Source organism: Micromonospora sp. CCTCC AA 2012012, assembly GCF_040499845.1.
Classification (GTDB): Bacteria; Actinomycetota; Actinomycetes; order Mycobacteriales; family Micromonosporaceae; genus Micromonospora; species Micromonospora mangrovi.
Window position 1 is genome coordinate 6,496,752 of sequence record NZ_CP159342.1, and the last position, 18,660, is coordinate 6,515,411.

Below are 18,660 nucleotides of genomic sequence, written 5' to 3' on the forward strand. Positions count from 1 at the left end.
CACAGGTGACACCCATCCGGGCGCGCGGCGGCTCCGAATGCCGGGTGTGCTGGCAGACGGACCGGAGCGAAGGCTTCCCACCATGACGAGCGGCGACCCCACCGAGGGCGGCCCGCCGGACGGTCCGCGGCTGCGGGCCGTACCCGACGGACCCGCCGCGCCGGACCCCCGGGCCGAGGCCGACGCGCTGCTGCGCGCGGTGGCCCGGGGCGACGAGGCGGCCTTCGAGCGGCTGTACGGGATCGTCGCCCCCCGGGTGTACGGGCTCACCCGCCGGGTGCTGCGGGACCCGGCGCAGGCCGAGGAGGTCACCCAGGAGGTGCTGGTCGAGGTCTGGCGGACCGCCGCGCGGTTCGACCCGGCCCGCGGCTCGGCGACCGCCTGGGTGTTCACCATGGCGCACCGCCGGGCGGTGGACCGGGTCCGCTCCGAGCAGGCCGGCGTCGACCGGGCCCGCCGGGTCGCGGCGGGCTCCGGTCACGTCCCGTACGACGAGGTGGCCGAGGAGGCCGCGACGCGGCTGGAACGACAGCAGGTGCGTCGCTGCCTGGACCACCTGACCGAGGTGCAGCGGGAGGCGATCACCCTCGCCTACTACGGCGGGCACAGCTACCGGGAGGTGGCCGACCTGCTCGGCGCCGCCCTGCCGACCGTGAAGAGCCGGATGCGGGACGGCCTGATCCGGCTGCGCGACTGCCTGGGAGTGGAGGTGGCCCGATGACGGAGATCCACGCGCTGGCCGGCGCGTACGTCCTCGACGCGGTGGACGACGTCGAGCGGGCGGCCTTCGTCCGGCACCTGGCCGGGTGCGAGAGCTGTGCGCTGGAGGTGGCGGAGCTGCGCGAGGCGGCGGCCCGACTGGCGGAGCCGACCTGGTCGGTGCCGCCGCCCCGGCTGCGGGCCGAGGTGCTCGCCGCGGTGCGTCGTACGCCGCAGGAGCGGCCGGGCCGGACCGGGACGCGAACGCCGGCCCGCTGGCGACGGCGTACCGCCGCGGCCGTCGCCGCCGGGATCCTGGCCGTGGGTGCCGGTACGGCCACCTGGGTCGTCCAGGAGCAGCGGGTACGCGACGAGCGCGCCGCCACCGTGGCGGCCCGGGCCGAGACGGAGCGGATCCGGGCGGTGCTGGCCGCGCCGGACGCCGTCGTCCGGTCGGCCGTCGTGCCGGCGGGGGGCCGGGTGACCGTGGTGACCTCCACCGGCCGGGACGAGGGCGTGGTGGCGCTGGCCGGGTTGGCGACACCGCCGTCCGGTCGGGCCTACCAGCTCTGGCTCATCTCCGGCGGCACCGCCGTCTCGGCGGGTGTGCTGCCGGCCGGCCGGAACGCCGCGACCGTGCTGATCGGCGGCGTCCGCGGCAAGGGCACCTTCGGGGTGACCGAGGAGCCGGCCGGCGGATCGGGACGGCCCACGATGGACCCGCTGGTGGCGGTCACCCTCACCTGACCTGCTGCGGCGCGCCCCGGCCGACGTCCGGCCGGGGCGCTGCCGTGCGTGGCGTCGACACCCGGAGAACTTTTCCGACCCGCACCCATCCGGGGCGGCACCGGTGCCGAATCACCCACAGAGACAGCGAGTCATGACATGAAGGGATCCATCCTGATGCGTACCACCCGGTTCACCGCCGTCGCCGCGGCCGCCGTGTTCGCCCTCGCCGCCGCCGGCTGCGGCAGCGACGGCGGGGACGACACCGCCGCCGCCCCGGCCAGCAGCGCCCCGATGACCAGCAGCGCCCCGATGACCAGCGCGCCGGCCATGATGGACGGTCAGTTCGGCCCCGGCTGCGCCGCCGTACCGACCGACGCGGCCAACCCGGGCAGCTTCGCGGCGATGGCGAAGGTGCCGGTCGCCACCGCCGCCTCCGGCAACCCGCTGCTGAGCACCCTGGTCACCGCCGTCAAGAAGGCCGGCCTGGTCGACTCGCTGAACGGCGCGCCCGCGGCCACCGTCTTCGCCCCCACCAACGACGCCTTCGCCAAGCTGCCCAAGGCCGACCTGGACAAGGTGCTCGCCGACAAGGCGCTGCTGACGAAGGTCCTCACCTACCACGTGGTGCCGGAGAAGCTCGGCCCCGACCAGCTCGCCGGCCCGCACAAGACCCTCCAGGGCGGCGAGGTGACGGTCGCCGGCAGCGGCACCGAGTTCACCGTCGACGGCAGCTCCAAGGTCGTCTGCGGCAACGTGCAGACCGCCAACGCGACCGTCTACCTGGTCGACACCGTGCTGATGCCGAAGTCCTGACCGGGTCCGTCGTGGAGGGGAGGTCCACCGTGCGCCGCATCTTCGTACCGGCCGGAGCGGGGCTGCTCGCCGCCGCAGCCGGGGTGGCGGTCGCGGAGCTGCTCGCCACGGCGACCCGGCCACAGGCGGCCCCCCTGGTCGCGGTCGGTGCCACCGTCATCGACGGGGCACCGACCCCGGTCAAGGAGTTCGCGGTCCGCACCTTCGGCACGTACGACAAGCCGTTGCTGCTGGCCGGGATCGGCCTGGCGCTGGCCGTGCTGGCCGGCGTGACCGGGGTGCTGGCCCGGCGCCGGGCCCGGTACGGGCTGCTCGGGGTGGCGCTGTTCGGCGCGGTCGGCGTGGCCGCCGCGCTGACCCGACCGGACGCCCGGCCGACCGACGCCCTGCCGGCGCTGGTCGGCGCGGCCGTCGCCGCCACCCTGCTGGGCCGGCTTCCCCTGCCCGGCCTCACCGACGCGTCGCCGGACCCGGGCACGGCCGACCCGTCCGGTACGGGCGAACCGTCCGGTACGGGCGGACCGGTCGGGCCGGGCCGGCGGGAGCTGGTCCGCAACGCCGCGCTGGTGGCGGCCGGGACCGCGGTGGCCGGGCTCGGTACGGCGGTGCTCCGCCGGACCGGGTCGGCCGACGCGGCCCGGTCCCGGGCAGCCGTCCGGTTGCCCGCCCCGAGGGATCCGGCCCGGCCCCTGCCGGCCGGGACCGCCCCCGGCTTCCACACCCGGACCGCCGACTTCTACCGGGTGGACACCGCGCTGACCGTGCCCCGGCTGGACGTCGACTCCTGGCGGCTGCGGCTGCACGGGATGGTCGAGCGGCCGGTCGAGCTGACCTTCGCGGACCTGCTCGACCGTGGCCTGATCGAGCGGGACGTCACGTTGAGCTGCGTCTCCAACGAGGTCGGCGGCCCGTACGTGGGGACCACCCGCTGGCTCGGCGCGCCGCTCGCGCCGCTGCTGCGTCGGGCCGGGATCCGGGCCGGTGCCGACCAGCTGGTGGCCCGCTCCGCCGAGGGCATGACCATCGGCACCCCGCTGGCCACCCTGCTGGACGGCCGGGACGCGATGCTCGCCGTCGGCATGGACGGTGCGCCGCTGCCCTTCGCGCACGGCTTTCCGGTGCGGATGCTCACCCCCGGCGTCTACGGCTATGCGGGCGCCTGCAAGTGGGTCACCGAGCTGGAGGTGTCCACCTTCGACGCGTTCGACGCGTACTGGGTGCGGCGGGGCTGGGCCCGGGACGCGCCGGTGCGGACCGCCTCCCGGATCGACCGGCCGACCCCGTTCGCCCAGCTCGACGCCGGTACGGTCGGCGTCGCCGGGGTGGCCTGGGCGCAGCACCGGGGCATCTCGGCGGTGGAGGTCTCGGTCGACGACGGTCCCTGGCGCCGCGCCCGCCTGCTGCCCACCGCGTCCACCGACACCTGGGTCCAGTGGCGGTACGACTGGCCGGCCACCCCCGGCGGGCACAGCCTGCGGGTACGCGCCACCGACGGCACCGGCGCGACACAGCCGGAGGCCCGCCGCCCGCCCTTCCCCGCCGGCGCCACCGGCTGGCACACCGTCACCGTCACCGTGCGGTGAGCGGGTCGGTCAGGCCAGCGAGTTCAGCGCGTCGCTCAGCTCGGCGGGGGAGTCGAACTCCGTCGGCGGGAGCGCGCGGAGCATCTGCAGCATCTCCGTACTGGCCCCGTTCTCCTGGCCCCAGCGGACCAGGTCCTCGCGGGAGACCGGGTAGTCGAGCCCGGCCAGGTACTCCTGCAACTGCACCCCGGTGACGGTCATGCCGGGCGGCTACCCGTTCCGCCGGCCGGCATGCCGGTTTGTCGGGGCGGGGGTCGGGTAGCCCGCCGCATGCTCGTACAGCGGCTCGGCGCGCCGAGCGACTTCGACCCGTTGCTGGCGCGCGTCCGGGACGCCCGGATCGTGATGATCGGCGAAGCCACCCACGGCACCTACGACTACTACCGGCTCCGGGAACAGCTCACCCGGCGGCTCATCGCCGAGCAGGGCTTCGACTTCGTGGCCGTGGAGGGGGACTGGCCGGACTGCGACCGGGTGCACCGTTCGGTCGTCTGCGCCCCGGGCGGCGCCGCCGATCCGCAGGTCGCCCTGGAACGCTTCGAACGCTGGCCCACCTGGATGTGGTCCAACGCCGAGGTGGCCCGGTTCTGCCACTGGCTGCGGGCCTGGAACCTGGAGCGCCCCGAGGGGCAGCGGGCGGGTTTCCACGGGCTGGACGTCTACAGCCTCTGGGAGTCGATGCAGGCGATCTTCGACTATCTGGGCGAGGAGGATCCGGCCTCGTTGGAGGCGGCGCAGGAGGCGTACCGCTGCTTCGAGCCGTACGGGAAGAAGGTCGAGGAGTACGGCCTGGCGAGCCGGTTCGTCTCCGCCCGCTGCGAGGAGGAGGTCGTACGGCTGCTGGCGCGTACCCGGGAACAGGCCGCGGCGGACGGCCCGGACCGCTTCGCGGCCTGGCAGAACGCGGAGGTGGTGGCCGGCGCGGAGCGGTACTACCGGGCGATGGTCGGCGGCGGCCCGGAGTCGTGGAACGTCCGGGACATCCACATGGCGGACACCCTGGACCGCCTGCTGGACCGGTACGGCCCGGAGGCCCGCGGCGTCGTCTGGGCGCACAACACGCACGTGGGGGACGCCCGGGCGACCGACATGGCCGCCGACGGCATGGTGAACATCGGCCAGTTGGCGCGGGAGCGGCACGGGGCGGAGTCGGTGGCGCTGGTCGGCTTCGGCAGCTATCGGGGAACCGTGGTGGCCGCGCCGCGCTGGGGTTCGCCGGCCGAGGCGATGGTGGTGCCACCGGCCCGGGAGGGCTCGGTGGAACGGCGGCTGCACGAGCTGCTGCCGGAGCGGGCGGTGCTGGTCTTCGGCGGCCCGGACCAGCCCGACTGGGTCACCCGCCCGATCGACCACCGCGCCATCGGGGTGGTCTACGACCCGAGCTTCGAGTCCTGGGGCAACTACGTCCCCACCCGGCTGGGCGACCGCTACGACGCCTTCGTCTGGTGCGACGAGACGACCGCCCTGCACCCGCTGCCCGCCCTCGTCAGTCCCGGCGAGATGGAGACCTATCCGGCGGGCGTCTGACCGCCCGACGGGAGAGGGGCCCCCGCGTGGCGGGGGCCCCTCCGGTCACACGTTGGCGGGTTCGCGGTCGGCGAGGTGGCTGCGGAGGCCCTCACCCTCCACGTCGACGTTGGGCAGGATCCGGTTGAGCCAGCGCGGGATCCACCAGGCGGCGGTGTTCAGCAGCGACATGACGGCGGGGACGATGGTCATCCGGACCACGAAGGCGTCGATGGCGACGCCGATCGCGAGCGCGAAGCCCATCGACTTGATCACCGGGTCGTCGAGGAAGACGAAGCCGCTGAAGACCGAGATCATGATCAGCGCGGCGGCGGTGACCACCCGGGCACCGTGCCCCATCCCGTTGATGGTCGCCTGCCGGGCGGTGTCCCCGTGTACGAAGTCCTCCCGCATCCGCGAGACCAGGAAGACCTCGTAGTCCATGGCCAGGCCGAACAGGATGCCGATGAGCAGGATCGGCAGGAAGCTGATCAGCGGCGCGGGGGTGTCCAGCCCGACCAGGTCGGCCAGGTGCCCCTGCTGGAACACGGCCACCGTGATGCCGAACGTGGCCGCCACGGTGAGCAGGAAGCCCAGCGCGGCCTTCACCGGCACCAGGATCGAGCGGAACACCAGCATCAGCAGCAGGATGGACAACCCGACCACCAGCAGCAGATAGACCGGCAGGGCGTCGGAGAGCTTCTCCGACACGTCGATGCCGATGGCGGTCACCCCGGTCAGCAGCACCTCGGCGCCCGACACGTCGGCGACCTGCCGGCGGATGTCGTGCACCAGCGTCTCGGTGGCCTCGTCGGTCGGACCGGTCTTCGGGATGACCCCGAGCAGCGCGGTCCGGCCGGTCGGGTCCAGCTGCGGCGGGGCCACCGCCAGCACCCCGTCGGTCCGCTGGATCAGGGCGGTGACCTGCGGGACGGCGGCCTGGGTGGCCTGCGGGGAGTCGGCGGTGACGACCACCGCGAGCCGGCCGGTGAAGCCGGGGCCGAAGCCCTCCCGGATCAGGTCGTTGCTGACCCGGGCCGGGCTGCCCTCCGCCGCGGTGGACGCGTCCGGCAGGGCCAGCCGCATGTCCTGGGCGGGCAGCGCGAGCAGCCCGAGGCCGAGCAGGCCGACCAGGATGACCGGGATCCGCAGCTTCGTCACCCAGTGCGCCCAGCGGAAGCCGAAGCCGGAGCGGTCCTCGGAGCCGGTGGCGTCGGACTCGACGGCCTCCCGGCCGCGCAGCCTGCGGGGGAGCACCCGACGGCCGGCGAAGCCGAGCAGGGCCGGGGCCAGCGTGATCGCGACCAGCACGGCGACGGAGACCGTGCCGGCGGCGGCGAGACCCATCACGGTGAGGAACGGGATGTCCACCACCGCCAGGCCGGCCAGGGCGATGACCACGGTCGCGCCGGCGAAGACCACGGCGGAGCCGGCGGTGCCGACGGCCCGGCCGACCGCCTCCTCGGGGGAGAGCCCGTCGAGCAGGTTCTGCCGGTGCCGGGAGGTGATGAAGAGGGAGTAGTCGATGCCGACGGCGAGACCCAGCATCAGGGCCAGGATCGGCGCGGTGCTGGTCAGCTGGACGGCCCCGCTGAGCGCGAAGAGCCCGGCCATGCCGACACCCACGCCGATCAGCGCGTTCAGCATGGTCATCCCGGCCGCGACCAGCGAGCCGAAGGTGATGACCAGGACGATCGCGGCGACCAGGACGCCGAGCGCCTCGGTCGAGCCGACCTCCGGCTCGCCGTTGAGCACCTCACCGCCGGGGGCGATCTGCCATCCCTGCGCCTCGGCCTGCGCGCCGACCTTCTCGTACGCGGTGCGCTGCTCGTCGGTCACGTCGTCCGCGCGGCCGGCGAACTGCACCTGGATCAGCGCGTACCGGCCGTCCGGGGTGAGCGCCTTGACCTGGTACGGGTCGACCGCGCCGACCACGCCGGGCAGGGTGGCCGCCTCCTGGGTGACCTGCTTGACCACCGCCTGTCCCGCCGGGCTGAGCAGCTCGCCGGCCTGCGGGGCCTTGACCGCGATGGTGCCGGTGGCGCCGCTGGCCGCCGGGAAGCGGTCGGCGAGCAGGTCGATCGCGCGCTGCGACTCGGTGCCGGGCATGGTGAAGTTGCTCGCGGTCGGGCCGTGCAGCGTCGCCGCGGCCACGCCGAGGCCGACGAGTACGACGAGCCACACGACGGCGACGAGCCATCGGCGGCGCAACGAGGCCCGGCCGAGCCGGTACAGCAGGGTCGCCATGAAGCTTCCTTTGTCCTCGGGATCGGAACTGGATCAGGTGGTGGGTTCGAGCGCGCGGTGTGCCACGGCCAGCAGGGCCGGCCGCAGCTCGTCGTCGGGGATGTCGAGGAACTCGCCGCAGGTCTCGGCGATCCCGGCGAGGACCACCAGGGCGGCGATCCGCGCGGCGGGACGGTCGGAGTGGCCGGCGAACGCCGCGACCAGGTGTTCGGAGATCTGCTGGATGTGCGCGAAGGCCGGCTGCTGGAGCAGGTCGGGGAACTCGCCACGCAGCAGGGCGATCTCCCGCCGGAAGCGGACCGCGAGGTCGACGAAGCCCTCGGCGGCGACCCGCTGCGCGTCGGCCGGGGTGCACCCGGCGATCCGCGTGTCGAGCGCCTCCAGCAGGGCGATGGCGGGTGCCATCAGCTCGCAGAGCAGGGCTTCCTTGTTGGCGAAGTGGTAGAGCACGGTGGCCTTGGAGCAGCCGACCTCGCGGGCGATGTCCTGCAACGAGGTGCCCTTGTAGCCGGTGACGGCGAATCGCCGCCCCGCTGCGGCGAGGATCTCGCCGTGGGTCTCCGGTATCGCGCGGGCCATGTCCACCAGCATGCCTGACCGATCGGTCAGCACCTGACCGATCGGTCAGACGGATTGGGTGTCGTTCGCCACAGCTGCGCGGACCGTCTCTCGCCCGACCCGCGCCTCTTGTCCCCGGGAAGTGCGCTGCGGCCGTCACTTCTGCCCGCTACGAACTTGATTACAAAGATGAATCAGCGGCCGATCCGGGGCGATTCATCTTTGCCATCAAGTTCGTAGCCTCCGTGGGACCGGCCTGCATCCCGCTCCTGCCGGCCACGCGACCGTCGGACCGTCGGGTGGGACCGGGCCGAACCAGTGCTGCCGAATTGGCCCTCAGCCGGGGCCGTCGACCCGGCGAGAATCGGGCGTATGAGCGAGCTGACCGACCGGGCCGCCGCGCTGCGCGCGCTGCACCGTCCCGGTGACCCGCTGATCCTCCCCAACGCCTGGGACGCCGGCTCGGCCCGCGCGGTCGTCGCCGCCGGCTTCCCGGCCGTGGCCACCAGCAGCGGCGCGGTCGCCGACGCGCTCGGCCACGCCGACGGCGAGGCCACCCCGGTCGGCGAGATGCTCGCCGCCGTGGCCCGGGTCGCCGCGGCCGTCGAGGTCCCGGTCACCGCTGACCTCGAACGGGGGTACGGCCTGCGCCCCGCCGAACTCGTCGAGCGGCTGCTGGCCACCGGCGCGGTCGGCTGCAACATCGAGGACTCCGACCCCCGCACCGGCGTGCTGTACGACCCGCAGGAGCAGGCCGACCTGCTCGCCGGGATCCGGGCGGCGGCGCGGGACGCGGGCGCCGACCTGGTGCTCAACGCCCGGGTGGACGTCCACCTGCACGCCGTCGGGCCGGCCGAGGGTCGGCTCGCCGAGGCGGTCCGCCGGGCCCGGCTCTACCTCGCCGCCGGGGCGGACAGCGTCTATCCGATCGTGCTGGCCGACCCGGACGAGATCCGCACCCTGGTGACCGAGGTGGCCGGCCCGGTGAACGTGCTGGCCCGCCCCGGCGCACCGGCCCCCGCCGAGCTGGCCGCCCTCGGCGTGGCGCGGATCAGCTACGGCTCCCGGGTGTACGCCGCCGCCCGCGCCCGGGCCGCCGATCTGCTCGCCGCGATCCGCGCCGGACGGGACCCGTTCGGCTCCTGAATCCCGCATCGGCCGGGGCGTCGGGTTGCCGAGCCGCCGCCGGGCCGGGATGGTGGGCGGATGGGTGCCGCTGACGAGACCCGGGACGGCGTTGCGCTGACCAACCTCGACCAACCGCTCTTCGACGGGGCCGGGGCGACCAAACGCGACCTGGTCGACTATCTGGACGCCGTGCACGAACGGATCCTGCCCGGACTGCGGGACCGGCCCCTGTCGGTCGTCCGAGTCCGACCCGGGCAGGACCCGTTCATGCAGAAGAACCTGCCGAAGTACACCCCGGACTGGGTGCGCCGCACCTCGGTCTGGGCGGAGGCGTCGCACCGCAGCATCTCGTACGCGCTCTGCGACGACCGGCGGACGCTGCTCTGGTTCGCCAACCAGCGGGCGGTGGAATACCACCCGACGCTCGGTCGCGCGGGGGAGCCGACCCACCCCACCGCCCTGGTGCTCGACCTGGACCCGCCGGAGGGGGACTCGTTCCCGATGGCGGTCCGGGCCGCGCTGCTGGTCCGGCAGGCGCTCGCCGACGCCGGGCTGGCCGGTGCGGTGAAGACCAGCGGCGCCAAGGGGGTGCACGTGATCGTGCCGGTGGACCCGGCGACCACGGCCGAGGAGGCGGCGGCGGCCACCCGCGCCCTGGCCGTCCACGCCGAACGCCTCGATCCCGCGCTGGCCACCACCGCGTTCATCGTCTCCGACCGCGGCGGCCGGGTCTTCGTCGACCCGACCCGGGCGTACGGGGCGACGGTGGTGGCCGCGTACAGCCCACGGGTGCGGCCGGGCACGCCGGTGTCGTACCCGGTGGGCTGGGACGACCTGGCCTCGGTGACGCCGGCCGACTTCACCGTGCGGACCGTGCCGGCGCTGGTCGCCGGGCGGGACCCGTGGGCGGAGGCGCTGCCGGCGCCGCAACTCCTGCCGGCGGACCTGGTCGCCGAGGGGCGGACCATCCCGGTGGCCCGGGTCCAGGCCATGCACGAGGGGAAACGTCGGGCGAAGGCCCGCCGCGAGGCCGGCTGACCGCACCCGGAACCCGGATACGAGGAAGCCCGGACCGATCGGTCCGGGCTTCTCGCGTCTGGTGCCCCCGGCAGGATTCGAACCTGCGCCCCCGCCTCCGGAGGGCGGTGCTCTATCCCCTGAGCTACGGGGGCTCAGCGACCCGAGAAGAGTAGCAAACCCCTTCCCCGATCACCGAATCGGTATCCGGCGCGCCCCGGGGCCGGTTCAGGCGGCCAGCGGTCGGCCGCAGCTGGGCAGCGGGTGCAGGACGATCCGCCGGGGCAACCGGCGGGGCCACTCGTTGCGCGGCCAGGAGCCGTCGACGATCAGGTGCACCGTCCGCTCCTCGGCGCCGCTGAGCCGCAGCACGAAGTCACGGGGCAGCGGCGGGTCGACCGACGGGGTGGTGATCATGAAGCGGACCCGGCCCCGGGACGAGACCGCGGAGATCACGTCGGCCGCCGGCATGGTGCCGCGCAGCCGTACCCGGCCGATCCAGTAGATCTCGGCCAGGTGCTCCTGGGCGGCCCGGGTGATGGCCGGGTATTCGAGGCGTACCCAGCGTTCCACGGCGCCGACGCAGAGCCCGCAGGCCCGTTCCCGTGGTTCCCGCGGGCCCAACCCCCAGGCCCGCAGGTACGCCGACACGGTGCCGGCGTCCATCGCCAGGTCGAACCGGCGCTGGATGAGGCTGGTCAGGCTCTGTCGCGTCCAGAGCTCCTCGTCCAGGCCGAACTCGTCGGGGTGGACACCCCGCAGCACGTCGATCAGTTCGAGTTCCTGTTCGCGGCTGAGCGTTCCCGACTCGCCCTGCCGCTGTCCGCGACGGACGGCTGCCACCGCCCCGTCACCGCCGATGGTGTGGCGTCGGCACCAGCTGGTGACCGAACGCCCTGCGTCTCTGAGTGCAACCCCCACGTCCTGCGCAACGAGCCCGAATCGCAACTGGTCACGATATGTGGGTAGAAAACTCTCCAAGCGACGTAATCGGTTGGACAACCCAAAACGTTATAAAGCGGCATAAGGGACAAAGGTGGGCCTGTGGTCGCGAAGGGGCCCGCGTCGCGGACGACGCGGGCCCCTTCGGACAGGTGGTGCGGTGGATCAGCCGCCCAGGCGCTTCAGCGCCGCCTGAAGGTTGGTCAGATCCGTCTGCTGCGTGTTCTTCATGACCTGTGCGACCGCCAGCACGTCGTCGTCGTGCCCCTCGTCGAGGATCCCCTGGATCATGTGGATACCGCCCAGGTGGTGCTGGATCATCATCTGGAGGAAGAGCACGTCGAACGCACGTCCCCGCGCCTCGCGCAGCTTCGCCATCTGCTCCGGCGTCGCCATGCCCGGCATCAGGCCGTTCTTCACCAGCCCGGCGCCGTCCGGCATCCAGGCCATCGCCGGCTGCTCCCCGGTCGGGTCCAGCCCCCACGAACGCAGCCAGGTCTGCATGGTGCCGATCTCACCCTGCTGGCCGGTGGCGATGTCCCCGCCGATCTGCCGCACCTCGGCGTCCTCGCCCTGCTGGAAGGCCATCAGCCCCATCGCCACCGCCTGGGCGTGGTGAGTGGTCATGTCCCGCGCGAAGCCCGCCTCGGCCGAGTTCTCACCCGGTCGGGTGAACGTCGGGGTGAGCAGGCCGCCCGCGTACCCCAGGAGGAGGCCGACCACGACGGCGGCGGCCAGCGCCAGCGCGCCGAACCGGCGCGCGGAGCCCCGGCCACCGTCGTCGGTGGCCGGCGTCTCCTCCGGCGCGCTCTCCGTCACGGGAGCAGCAGTCATCGCACGTCCTTACTGGGTGGGCTGCTCGGGCATCTGCTGGCCCAGATCGCGCGGCGTCGTGCCGGTCGCCGTGACGCCCTGGGCGCAGTTGGCGGTCGGCCCCTCGATCGAGGCGTTCACCCGCAGCGTCTTGATGAAGTCGTCGATCCGGCCGTCGTCGGCGTTGTCGACCTTGAGCTGGAAGCCCCAGGCCTGCAGCGAGATCGGCTTGTCCAGCCCCTCGTAGGGGCTGAGCATCAGCTTCTCCTTGCCCTGCACCTTGGCCTTCAGCTTGGCCACCTGGTCGGCCGGCAGGTCGGGGCGGTAGGTGATCCAGACCGTGCCGTGCTCCAGGCTGTGCACCGCGTGCTCGTTGGCGATCGGGGCGTCGTAGACGTCGCCCATGCAGTTCTGCCAGGCGTCGTTGTGCGGGCCGGCCACCGGGGGCGACTGGGCGTACTTGAGCGAGCCCTTCTCGTGTCGGCCGCCCTTGACCAGGTCCTTGTCCTTCTTGCGGAAGTCGACCACGCCGTTGATCGAGTCGGCCCGCTCCTGCCAGGGCTGCGACCCCCGGTACGCGGCGAACGCGCCGTACCCGATGATGCCGGCGGCGAGCACGCCGACCGCGACGAAGAGGGCGATCGGACCCCAGGAACGGCCCTGGCTCACCTTGACCGGGGCGACCGGCTTGCGGCCCTTGCCGCCCGCGGTCGGGCGGGGGCTGCCCTTGCCGGCCCCGTTCCCGCCGCCGGACGGCTTGTCGGCAGCGGCCGGCCGGCCGGCGGCCGGCTTCTTGCCGGTGCTGACCACGGTCGGGCGGCGTTCCGGGCCGCCCGGGGTGCTGATGCTCATCGGGCCTCGTCAGGTCGGTCGGTCAGGGGAGCCGGCGGGCCTGTTCACATGCTGGGTCGCCGCCGCGGTGCCCGAGTCTACCCCCGATAACATGGTTCGGTGACTCCCGCAGAACTCGCCGAGGTCGTCCTCTCCGCAGCCCACGCCGTCTTCACCGACCGGGGGCTGGACAGCTCCGCGCTGCCCGCGCAGACGGTCGTCGAGCGGCCCCGCAACCCCGAGCACGGCGACTACGCCTCGACGCTGGCGCTCCAGCTCAGCAAGAAGGTGGGCGTCCCGCCGCGGGAGCTGGCCACCGCGCTGGCCGAGCAGCTCGGCCGGGCGCCGGGGATCAAGTCGGTGGAGATCGCCGGCCCGGGCTTCCTGAACATCCGGCTCGACGCGGCCGCCGCCGGGCAGCTGGCCAAGGTGATCGTCGAGGCCGGCCCGGAGTACGGCCGCAGCGACACCCTCGCCGGCCAGAAGATCAACCTGGAGTTCGTCTCGGCGAACCCGACCGGACCGGTGCACATCGGCGGGGTCCGCTGGGCGGCCGTCGGTGACGCGCTCAGCCGGCTGCTCCGCGCCACCGGCGCCGACGTGGGGACCGAATACTACTTCAACGACGCCGGCTCGCAGATCGACCGCTTCGCCCGGTCGCTGCTCGCCGCCGCCAAGGGTGAGCCGGCCCCCGAGGACGGCTACGGCGGGGCGTACATCGCCGAGATCGCCACCGAGGTGCGCAACCGCCGGCCGGACGTGCTGGAGCGGGACGACGCCGCCGCGCAGGAGGTGTTCCGGGTCGAGGGCGTGCAGCTGATGTTCGAGGAGATCAAGTCCTCGCTGCGCGACTTCGGCGTCGAGTTCGACACCTACTTCAACGAGAAGGACCTGCACGACCGGGGCGAGCTGGACCAGGCGCTGGCCCGGCTTCGCGAGCAAGGGCACGTCTTCGAGTCCGACGGGGCGACCTGGCTGCGCACCACCGACTTCGGCGACGACAAGGACCGGGTGCTGCGCAAGTCCAACGGCGAGTGGACCTACTTCGCCGCCGACTGCGCCTACTACCTGGACAAGCGCGAGCGCGGCTTCGACCGGGTCGTGATCATGCTGGGCGCCGACCACCACGGCTACATCGGCCGGATGAAGGCGATGGCGGCGTGCTTCGGCGACGACCCGGAGCGCAACCTGGAGATCCTCATCGGCCAGCTGGTCAACCTGGTCCGCGACGGCGCCCCGGTGCGGATGAGCAAGCGGGCCGGCACGGTGGTCACCCTGGAGGACCTGGTCGACGCGATCGGCGTGGACGCCTCCCGCTACGCGCTGGCCCGCTACTCCAGCGACTCGCCGATCGACATCGACGTGGAGCTGTGGACCCGGGCCACCCGGGACAACCCGGTCTACTACGTCCAGTACGTCGCGGCCCGTACCGCCAGCGTCGGGCGGAACGCCGCCGAGGTGGGGCTGACCCGGGGTGACGCCGCCGACTTCCACGCCGAGCTGCTCTCCCACGAGAAGGAGAACGAGCTGCTCAAGGCGCTCGCCGAGTTCCCCGCGGTGGTCGCCTCCGCCGCCGAGCTGCGCGGGCCGCACCAGGTCGCCCGCTACCTGGAGCGGCTGGCCGGGGCGTACCACCGGTTCTATGACAACTGCCGGATCCTGCCGCGCGGCGACGAGGAGGTCACCGACCTGCACCGGGCCCGGCTCTGGCTGAACGACGCCACCCGGGTGGTCATCGCGAACGGGCTGCGCCTGCTGGGTGTCTCCGCCCCCGAGAGGATGTGACCGGTGAGCGCGAGGAGTGAGCTTGCGAGCCCCGCAGTCGCGAACGAAAGGCGGCCTTGATGCGCGCGCATGAGGCCGGGGCGCTGCACGGTGACATCGGCAGCCGGCCGCCGTGGCTGCGCCCGCCGGGCGACGTCAACGCCTTGGTGCCGCAGCTCTGGCCGCGACATGTGACCCGGGCCGCCGACGGCGCGCTCACCGTCGCGGGCCTCGACGTCCGCCAGCTCGCCACCGAGTACGGCACGCCGGTGTACGTCCTCGACGAGGACGACCTCCGGTCGCGCTGCCGCGAGTTCCGGGCCGCCTTCCCGGACGCCGACGTCTACTACGCGGGCAAGGCGTTCCTCTGCCGCGCGGTGGTCCGGATGATCGCCGAGGAGGGCATGTTCCTCGACGTCTGCACCGGCGGCGAGCTGGCCACCGCGCTGGCGGCGGACATGCCGGCGGAGCGGATCGGCTTCCACGGCAACAACAAGTCCGTGGCCGAGCTGGCCCGGGCCCTGGACGCCGGGGTGGGCCGGATCATCCTCGACTCGTTCACCGAGATCGACCGGCTCACCGCGCTGGCCCGCGAGCGCGGCGTACGACCCCGGGTGCTGATCCGGGTGACGGTCGGCGTGGAGGCGCACACCCACGAGTTCATCGCCACCGCCCACGAGGACCAGAAGTTCGGCTTCTCCCTCGCCGGCGGGGCCGCCGCCGAGGCCGCCTTCCGGATCCTCGACGAGGGCGTGCTGGAGCTGCGCGGGCTGCACTCGCACATCGGGTCGCAGATCTTCGACGCCAGCGGCTTCGAGGTGTCCGCCCGGCGGGTGCTCGGCCTCCAGGCGCAGATCCGCGACGCGCGCGGAGTGGAGCTGCCCGAGCTGGACCTCGGCGGCGGCTTCGGCATCGCGTACACCACCCAGGACGACCCGGCCACGCCGCAGGAGCTGGCCAAGCGGCTGCACAAGATCGTCGACGCCGAGTGCGCCGCCGAGCAGCTCGCCGTGCCGCACCTGTCCATCGAGCCCGGCCGGGCCGTCGTCGGGCCGGCCGTGTTCACCCTCTACGAGGTGGGCACCGTCAAGGACGTCGACGGCATCCGGACGTACGTCAGCGTCGACGGCGGGATGAGCGACAACATCCGGACGGCGCTCTACGACGCGTCGTACTCGGCGACGGTGGCCAACCGGGCGTCGACCGCGCCGCCGCTGCTCGCCCGCGTGGTGGGAAAGCACTGTGAGTCCGGGGACATCGTGGTGAAGGATGAATTCCTGCCCGCCGACGTGCAGCCCGGAGATCTTGTCGCGGTGCCCGGCACCGGGGCGTACTGCCGGAGCATGGCCAGCAACTACAACCATGTCCCGCGCCCCCCGGTCGTCGCCGTCCGCGACGGTCGGGCGCGTCTGATCGTCCGGCGGGAAACCGAAGAAGACCTGCTCGCATTGGATGTCGGATGACCTCACCTGTCCGCTTGGCGTTGCTCGGCTGCGGCACGGTCGGCAGTGACGTGGTACGCCTGCTGCACGAGCAGTCGGTCGACCTCGCCGCCCGCATCGGCGCCCCCCTGGAGATCGCCGGGATCGCCGTCCGCCGGGTCGGCCGCGACCGCGGCGACCTGCCGGTCGACCCCGCCCTCTTCACCACCGACCCGCTCGGGCTGATCAAGCGGGACGACGTGGACGTCGTGGTCGAGATGGTCGGCGGCATCGAGCCGGCCCGCAGCTGGCTGGTCGAGGCGCTGCGCGCGGGCAAGAGCGTGGTCACCGCCAACAAGGCGCTGCTCGCCGAGGACGGCGCGACGCTGCACGACGCGGCCGCCGAGGGTGGCGCCGACCTCTACTACGAGGCCAGCGTCGCCGGGGCGATCCCGCTGCTGCGCCCGCTGCGCGAGTCGCTGCACGGTGACCGGATCAACCGGGTCACCGGCATCGTCAACGGCACCACCAACTTCATCCTCTCCGCGATGGACGCCACCGGCGCCGGGTTCGCCGAGGCCCTGGAGGAGGCCACCGAGCTGGGGTACGCCGAGGCGGACCCGACCGCCGACGTGGAGGGCTTCGACGCCGCCGCGAAGGCCGCCATCCTCGCCTCGCTGGCGTTCCACACCCGGGTCACCGCCGCCGACGTGCACCGCGAGGGCATCACCGAGGTGACCGCCGCCGACGTGGCCAGCGCCAAGGCGATGGGCTGCACCATCAAGCTGCTCTGCATCGCCGCCCGGGGCACCGACGGCCGGGGCGAGACGGTCAGCGTCCGGGTGCACCCGGCGATGATCCCGTTGAGCCACCCGCTGGCCAGCGTCGGCGACGCGTTCAACGCGGTCTTCGTCGAGGCCGAGGCGGCCGGCCAGCTGATGTTCTACGGCCGGGGCGCGGGCGGCGCGCCGACCGCCAGCGCCGTCCTCGGCGACGTGGTGGCGGTGGCCCGTAACCGGCTCGCCGGCGTGCACGCGGCCAGCGAGTCCGCGTACGCCGACCTGGCGGTGCGGCCGATGGGGGAGGCGCTGACCCGCTACCACATCAGCCTCGACGTGGCCGACCGGCCGGGTGTGCTGGCCGCCGTGGCGGGCGTCTTCGCCCGGCACGACGTCTCCATCGCCACCGTCCGGCAGGGCCCGGCGGGCGGTGGTCCGGCCGGCCGGGGGGACGACGCCGACCTGGTCGTCGTCACCCACGTGGCGCCGGACGCCGCGCTCGCCGCCACCGTGGGTGAGCTGCGCGGACTGGACATCGTCCGCTCGGTGGCGAGCGTGCTGCGGGTCGAGGGCGGGGCGTAGCCTCCCGTCCCGCCTGATGGTTAACCACAGGTGTGCCGGGGGGCGGTGCGGACGGCTGGTCCACGCTTGGTGGACGACGGAGCCGGCAGAGGCGAGGAGAGCGACATGTGGCGGGGCCTGATCGAGACCTACCGGAACCGGCTGCCGGTCACCGACGCCACCCCGGTCGTGACCCTGCACGAGGGGAACACCCCGCTGGTGCCGGCGCCGGTGCTCTCCGCCCGGCTCGGCTGTGACGTCTATCTGAAGGTCGAGGGGGCCAACCCGACCGGCTCGTTCAAGGACCGTGGCATGACCGTCGCCGTCTCCAAGGCGGTCGAGGCGGGCAACAAGGCGATCATCTGCGCCTCCACCGGCAACACCAGCGCCTCCGCCGCGGCGTACGCGGCCCGGGCCGGGCTCACCTGCGCGGTGCTGGTGCCGCAGGGCAAGATCGCGCTGGGCAAGCTGGCCCAGGCGCTCGTCCACGGCGCCAAGCTCCTCCAGGTGCAGGGCAACTTCGACGACTGCCTGGCGCTGGCCGGCAAGCTCGCCCAGGACTACCCGGTGGCCCTGGTCAACTCGGTCAACATCCACCGGCTGCACGGGCAGAAGACCGCCGCGTTCGAGATCGTCGAGGCGCTCGGCGACGCCCCCGACATCCACTGCCTGCCGGTCGGCAACGCCGGCAACGTCTCCGCCTACTGGATGGGCTACTCGGAGGACCTGCACGAGGGCAACGCCACCCGGGCCCCGAAGATGTACGGCTTCCAGGCCGCCGGCGCCGCGCCCATCGTGACCGGTCGGGTGGTGCACGAGCCGTCCACCATCGCCACCGCCATCCGGATCGGCAACCCGGCGAGCTGGACCAAGGCCGTGGACGCCCGGGACGCCTCCGAGGGGCTGATCGCCGCGGTCACCGACCGGGAGATCCTGTCGGCGTACCGGCTGCTGGCCCGCGAGGTCGGGGTCTTCGTCGAGCTGGGCAGCGCGGCCAGTGTGGCCGGTCTGCTCCAGCAGGGCGCCGCCGGCAAGGTCCCGGCCGGTTCGACGGTGGTCTGCACGGTCACCGGCCACGGCCTCAAGGACCCGGAGTGGGCCATCTCCACGGCCCCCGCCCCGGTCACCATCGCCAACGACCCCCTCGCCGCCGCCCGCTCCCTCGACCTCGCCTGACCCCCGCCCACCCCCCCCGGGCACCCCCTCAGGTCGCGGTTGATCAAGAGGTTTGCGTCGGGGTGACCCTGGTCCGGCGACCAGAACCTCTTG

General features: G+C 73.6%; 17 protein-coding genes and 1 tRNA gene. 11 read left to right on the forward strand and 7 right to left on the reverse strand.

Going from position 1 to position 18,660, the window contains the following annotated elements:
• The first annotated feature begins 82 nt into the window (after positions 1-82).
• From sigK to ABUL08_RS29500, 4 genes are all read left to right on the forward strand, one after another.
• Positions 83-721 carry an ECF RNA polymerase sigma factor SigK gene (gene sigK, locus ABUL08_RS29485; protein ID WP_350933321.1) on the forward strand — a complete coding sequence of 213 codons (639 nt, stop codon included), beginning with the start codon at positions 83-85 and terminating at the stop codon, positions 719-721.
• On the forward strand, positions 718-1,446 hold the full coding sequence (locus ABUL08_RS29490; RefSeq protein ID WP_350933322.1) for an anti-sigma factor: 729 nt from the start codon (positions 718-720) through the stop codon (positions 1,444-1,446). The genes sigK and ABUL08_RS29490 overlap by 4 nt, the downstream gene beginning before the upstream one ends.
• Before the next feature lie 138 nt (positions 1,447-1,584).
• Positions 1,585-2,241, forward strand: coding sequence for a fasciclin domain-containing protein (locus ABUL08_RS29495; RefSeq protein WP_350933323.1), 657 nt, complete (start codon positions 1,585-1,587; stop codon positions 2,239-2,241).
• Between the two features lie 29 nt (positions 2,242-2,270).
• Positions 2,271-3,824, forward strand: a complete 1,554-nt coding sequence (locus ABUL08_RS29500; protein WP_350933324.1) for a molybdopterin-dependent oxidoreductase — start codon at positions 2,271-2,273, stop codon at positions 3,822-3,824.
• Between the two features lie 9 nt (positions 3,825-3,833).
• On the opposite strand, the gene ABUL08_RS29505 is transcribed toward ABUL08_RS29500, so the two are convergent.
• Positions 3,834-4,025, reverse strand: coding sequence for a DUF2795 domain-containing protein (locus tag ABUL08_RS29505; RefSeq protein WP_350933325.1), 192 nt, complete (start codon positions 4,023-4,025; stop codon positions 3,834-3,836).
• A 69-nt stretch (positions 4,026-4,094) separates the two neighbouring features.
• Here ABUL08_RS29505 and ABUL08_RS29510 point away from each other — a divergent pair, with 69 nt between their 5' ends.
• Entirely contained in the window at positions 4,095-5,351 is a 1,257-nt protein-coding gene (locus ABUL08_RS29510) for an erythromycin esterase family protein (RefSeq protein ID WP_350933326.1), read from the forward strand.
• A 45-nt stretch (positions 5,352-5,396) separates the two neighbouring features.
• On the opposite strand, the gene ABUL08_RS29515 is transcribed toward ABUL08_RS29510, so the two are convergent.
• Both ABUL08_RS29515 and ABUL08_RS29520 read right to left on the reverse strand, forming a co-directional pair.
• Positions 5,397-7,577, reverse strand: a complete 2,181-nt coding sequence (locus tag ABUL08_RS29515; RefSeq protein WP_350933328.1) for an MMPL family transporter — start codon at positions 7,575-7,577, stop codon at positions 5,397-5,399.
• A 33-nt stretch (positions 7,578-7,610) separates the two neighbouring features.
• Positions 7,611-8,156 carry a TetR/AcrR family transcriptional regulator gene (locus tag ABUL08_RS29520; protein WP_350933329.1) on the reverse strand — a complete coding sequence of 182 codons (546 nt, stop codon included), beginning with the start codon at positions 8,154-8,156 and terminating at the stop codon, positions 7,611-7,613.
• Between the two features lie 351 nt (positions 8,157-8,507).
• On the opposite strand from ABUL08_RS29520, the gene ABUL08_RS29525 reads away from it, so the two are divergent.
• Positions 8,508-9,281 (forward strand): isocitrate lyase/PEP mutase family protein, encoded by a 774-nt coding sequence (locus ABUL08_RS29525; RefSeq protein ID WP_350933330.1) that lies wholly within the window; start codon positions 8,508-8,510, stop codon positions 9,279-9,281.
• Between the two features lie 60 nt (positions 9,282-9,341).
• A complete protein-coding gene (locus tag ABUL08_RS29530) occupies positions 9,342-10,301 on the forward strand; it encodes a DNA polymerase domain-containing protein (RefSeq protein WP_350933332.1) in 960 nt (319 codons plus the stop codon).
• Positions 10,302-10,360: 59 nt separating this feature from the next.
• On the opposite strand, the gene ABUL08_RS29535 is transcribed toward ABUL08_RS29530, so the two are convergent.
• From ABUL08_RS29535 to ABUL08_RS29550, 4 genes are all read right to left on the reverse strand, one after another.
• Positions 10,361-10,435 (reverse strand) — tRNA-Arg (locus ABUL08_RS29535).
• 73 nt (positions 10,436-10,508) lie between these two features.
• Entirely contained in the window at positions 10,509-11,201 is a 693-nt protein-coding gene (locus tag ABUL08_RS29540) for a winged helix-turn-helix domain-containing protein (protein ID WP_350933333.1), read from the reverse strand.
• Between the two features lie 186 nt (positions 11,202-11,387).
• Positions 11,388-12,056, reverse strand: a complete 669-nt coding sequence (locus ABUL08_RS29545; RefSeq protein WP_350933334.1) for a DUF305 domain-containing protein — start codon at positions 12,054-12,056, stop codon at positions 11,388-11,390.
• Between the two features lie 9 nt (positions 12,057-12,065).
• Positions 12,066-12,887 (reverse strand): DUF3105 domain-containing protein, encoded by an 822-nt coding sequence (locus ABUL08_RS29550; RefSeq protein ID WP_350933335.1) that lies wholly within the window; start codon positions 12,885-12,887, stop codon positions 12,066-12,068.
• A gap of 99 nt (positions 12,888-12,986) precedes the next feature.
• Between ABUL08_RS29550 and argS the strand changes: the two genes are divergently transcribed.
• The 4 genes from argS (at position 12,987) to thrC (ending at position 18,567) form a co-directional block, all read left to right on the forward strand.
• Complete coding sequence (gene argS, locus ABUL08_RS29555; protein ID WP_350933336.1) at positions 12,987-14,651, forward strand: arginine--tRNA ligase; 1,665 nt, start codon at positions 12,987-12,989, stop codon at positions 14,649-14,651.
• Between the two features lie 59 nt (positions 14,652-14,710).
• Entirely contained in the window at positions 14,711-16,093 is a 1,383-nt protein-coding gene (gene lysA, locus ABUL08_RS29560) for a diaminopimelate decarboxylase (protein ID WP_350933337.1), read from the forward strand.
• Positions 16,090-17,412, forward strand: coding sequence for a homoserine dehydrogenase (locus tag ABUL08_RS29565; RefSeq protein WP_350933338.1), 1,323 nt, complete (start codon positions 16,090-16,092; stop codon positions 17,410-17,412). Before lysA ends, ABUL08_RS29565 begins: the two co-directional genes overlap by 4 nt.
• A 105-nt stretch (positions 17,413-17,517) precedes the next feature.
• Positions 17,518-18,567, forward strand: coding sequence for a threonine synthase (gene thrC / locus ABUL08_RS29570; protein ID WP_350933339.1), 1,050 nt, complete (start codon positions 17,518-17,520; stop codon positions 18,565-18,567).
• Positions 18,568-18,660: the final 93 nt, after the last annotated feature.

Excerpts from the sequence above, each read along its gene's own strand:
- ABUL08_RS29520 (WP_350933329.1), bottom strand. The coding sequence starts at position 8,156 with ATGGCCCGCGCGATACCGGAGACCCACGGCGAGATCCTCGCCGCAGCG.
- ABUL08_RS29510 (WP_350933326.1), top strand. The coding sequence starts at position 4,095 with ATGCTCGTACAGCGGCTCGGCGCGCCGAGCGACTTCGACCCGTTGCTG.
- ABUL08_RS29495 (WP_350933323.1), top strand. The coding sequence starts at position 1,585 with ATGAAGGGATCCATCCTGATGCGTACCACCCGGTTCACCGCCGTCGCC.
- ABUL08_RS29490 (WP_350933322.1), top strand. The coding sequence starts at position 718 with ATGACGGAGATCCACGCGCTGGCCGGCGCGTACGTCCTCGACGCGGTG.
- lysA (WP_350933337.1), top strand. The coding sequence starts at position 14,711 with ATGCGCGCGCATGAGGCCGGGGCGCTGCACGGTGACATCGGCAGCCGG.
- ABUL08_RS29530 (WP_350933332.1), top strand. The coding sequence starts at position 9,342 with ATGGGTGCCGCTGACGAGACCCGGGACGGCGTTGCGCTGACCAACCTC.
- ABUL08_RS29505 (WP_350933325.1), bottom strand. The coding sequence starts at position 4,025 with ATGACCGTCACCGGGGTGCAGTTGCAGGAGTACCTGGCCGGGCTCGAC.
- sigK (WP_350933321.1), top strand. The coding sequence starts at position 83 with ATGACGAGCGGCGACCCCACCGAGGGCGGCCCGCCGGACGGTCCGCGG.
- ABUL08_RS29525 (WP_350933330.1), top strand. The coding sequence starts at position 8,508 with ATGAGCGAGCTGACCGACCGGGCCGCCGCGCTGCGCGCGCTGCACCGT.
- ABUL08_RS29515 (WP_350933328.1), bottom strand. The coding sequence starts at position 7,577 with ATGGCGACCCTGCTGTACCGGCTCGGCCGGGCCTCGTTGCGCCGCCGA.
- ABUL08_RS29565 (WP_350933338.1), top strand. The coding sequence starts at position 16,090 with ATGACCTCACCTGTCCGCTTGGCGTTGCTCGGCTGCGGCACGGTCGGC.
- ABUL08_RS29550 (WP_350933335.1), bottom strand. The coding sequence starts at position 12,887 with ATGAGCATCAGCACCCCGGGCGGCCCGGAACGCCGCCCGACCGTGGTC.
- ABUL08_RS29545 (WP_350933334.1), bottom strand. The coding sequence starts at position 12,056 with ATGACTGCTGCTCCCGTGACGGAGAGCGCGCCGGAGGAGACGCCGGCC.
- thrC (WP_350933339.1), top strand. The coding sequence starts at position 17,518 with ATGTGGCGGGGCCTGATCGAGACCTACCGGAACCGGCTGCCGGTCACC.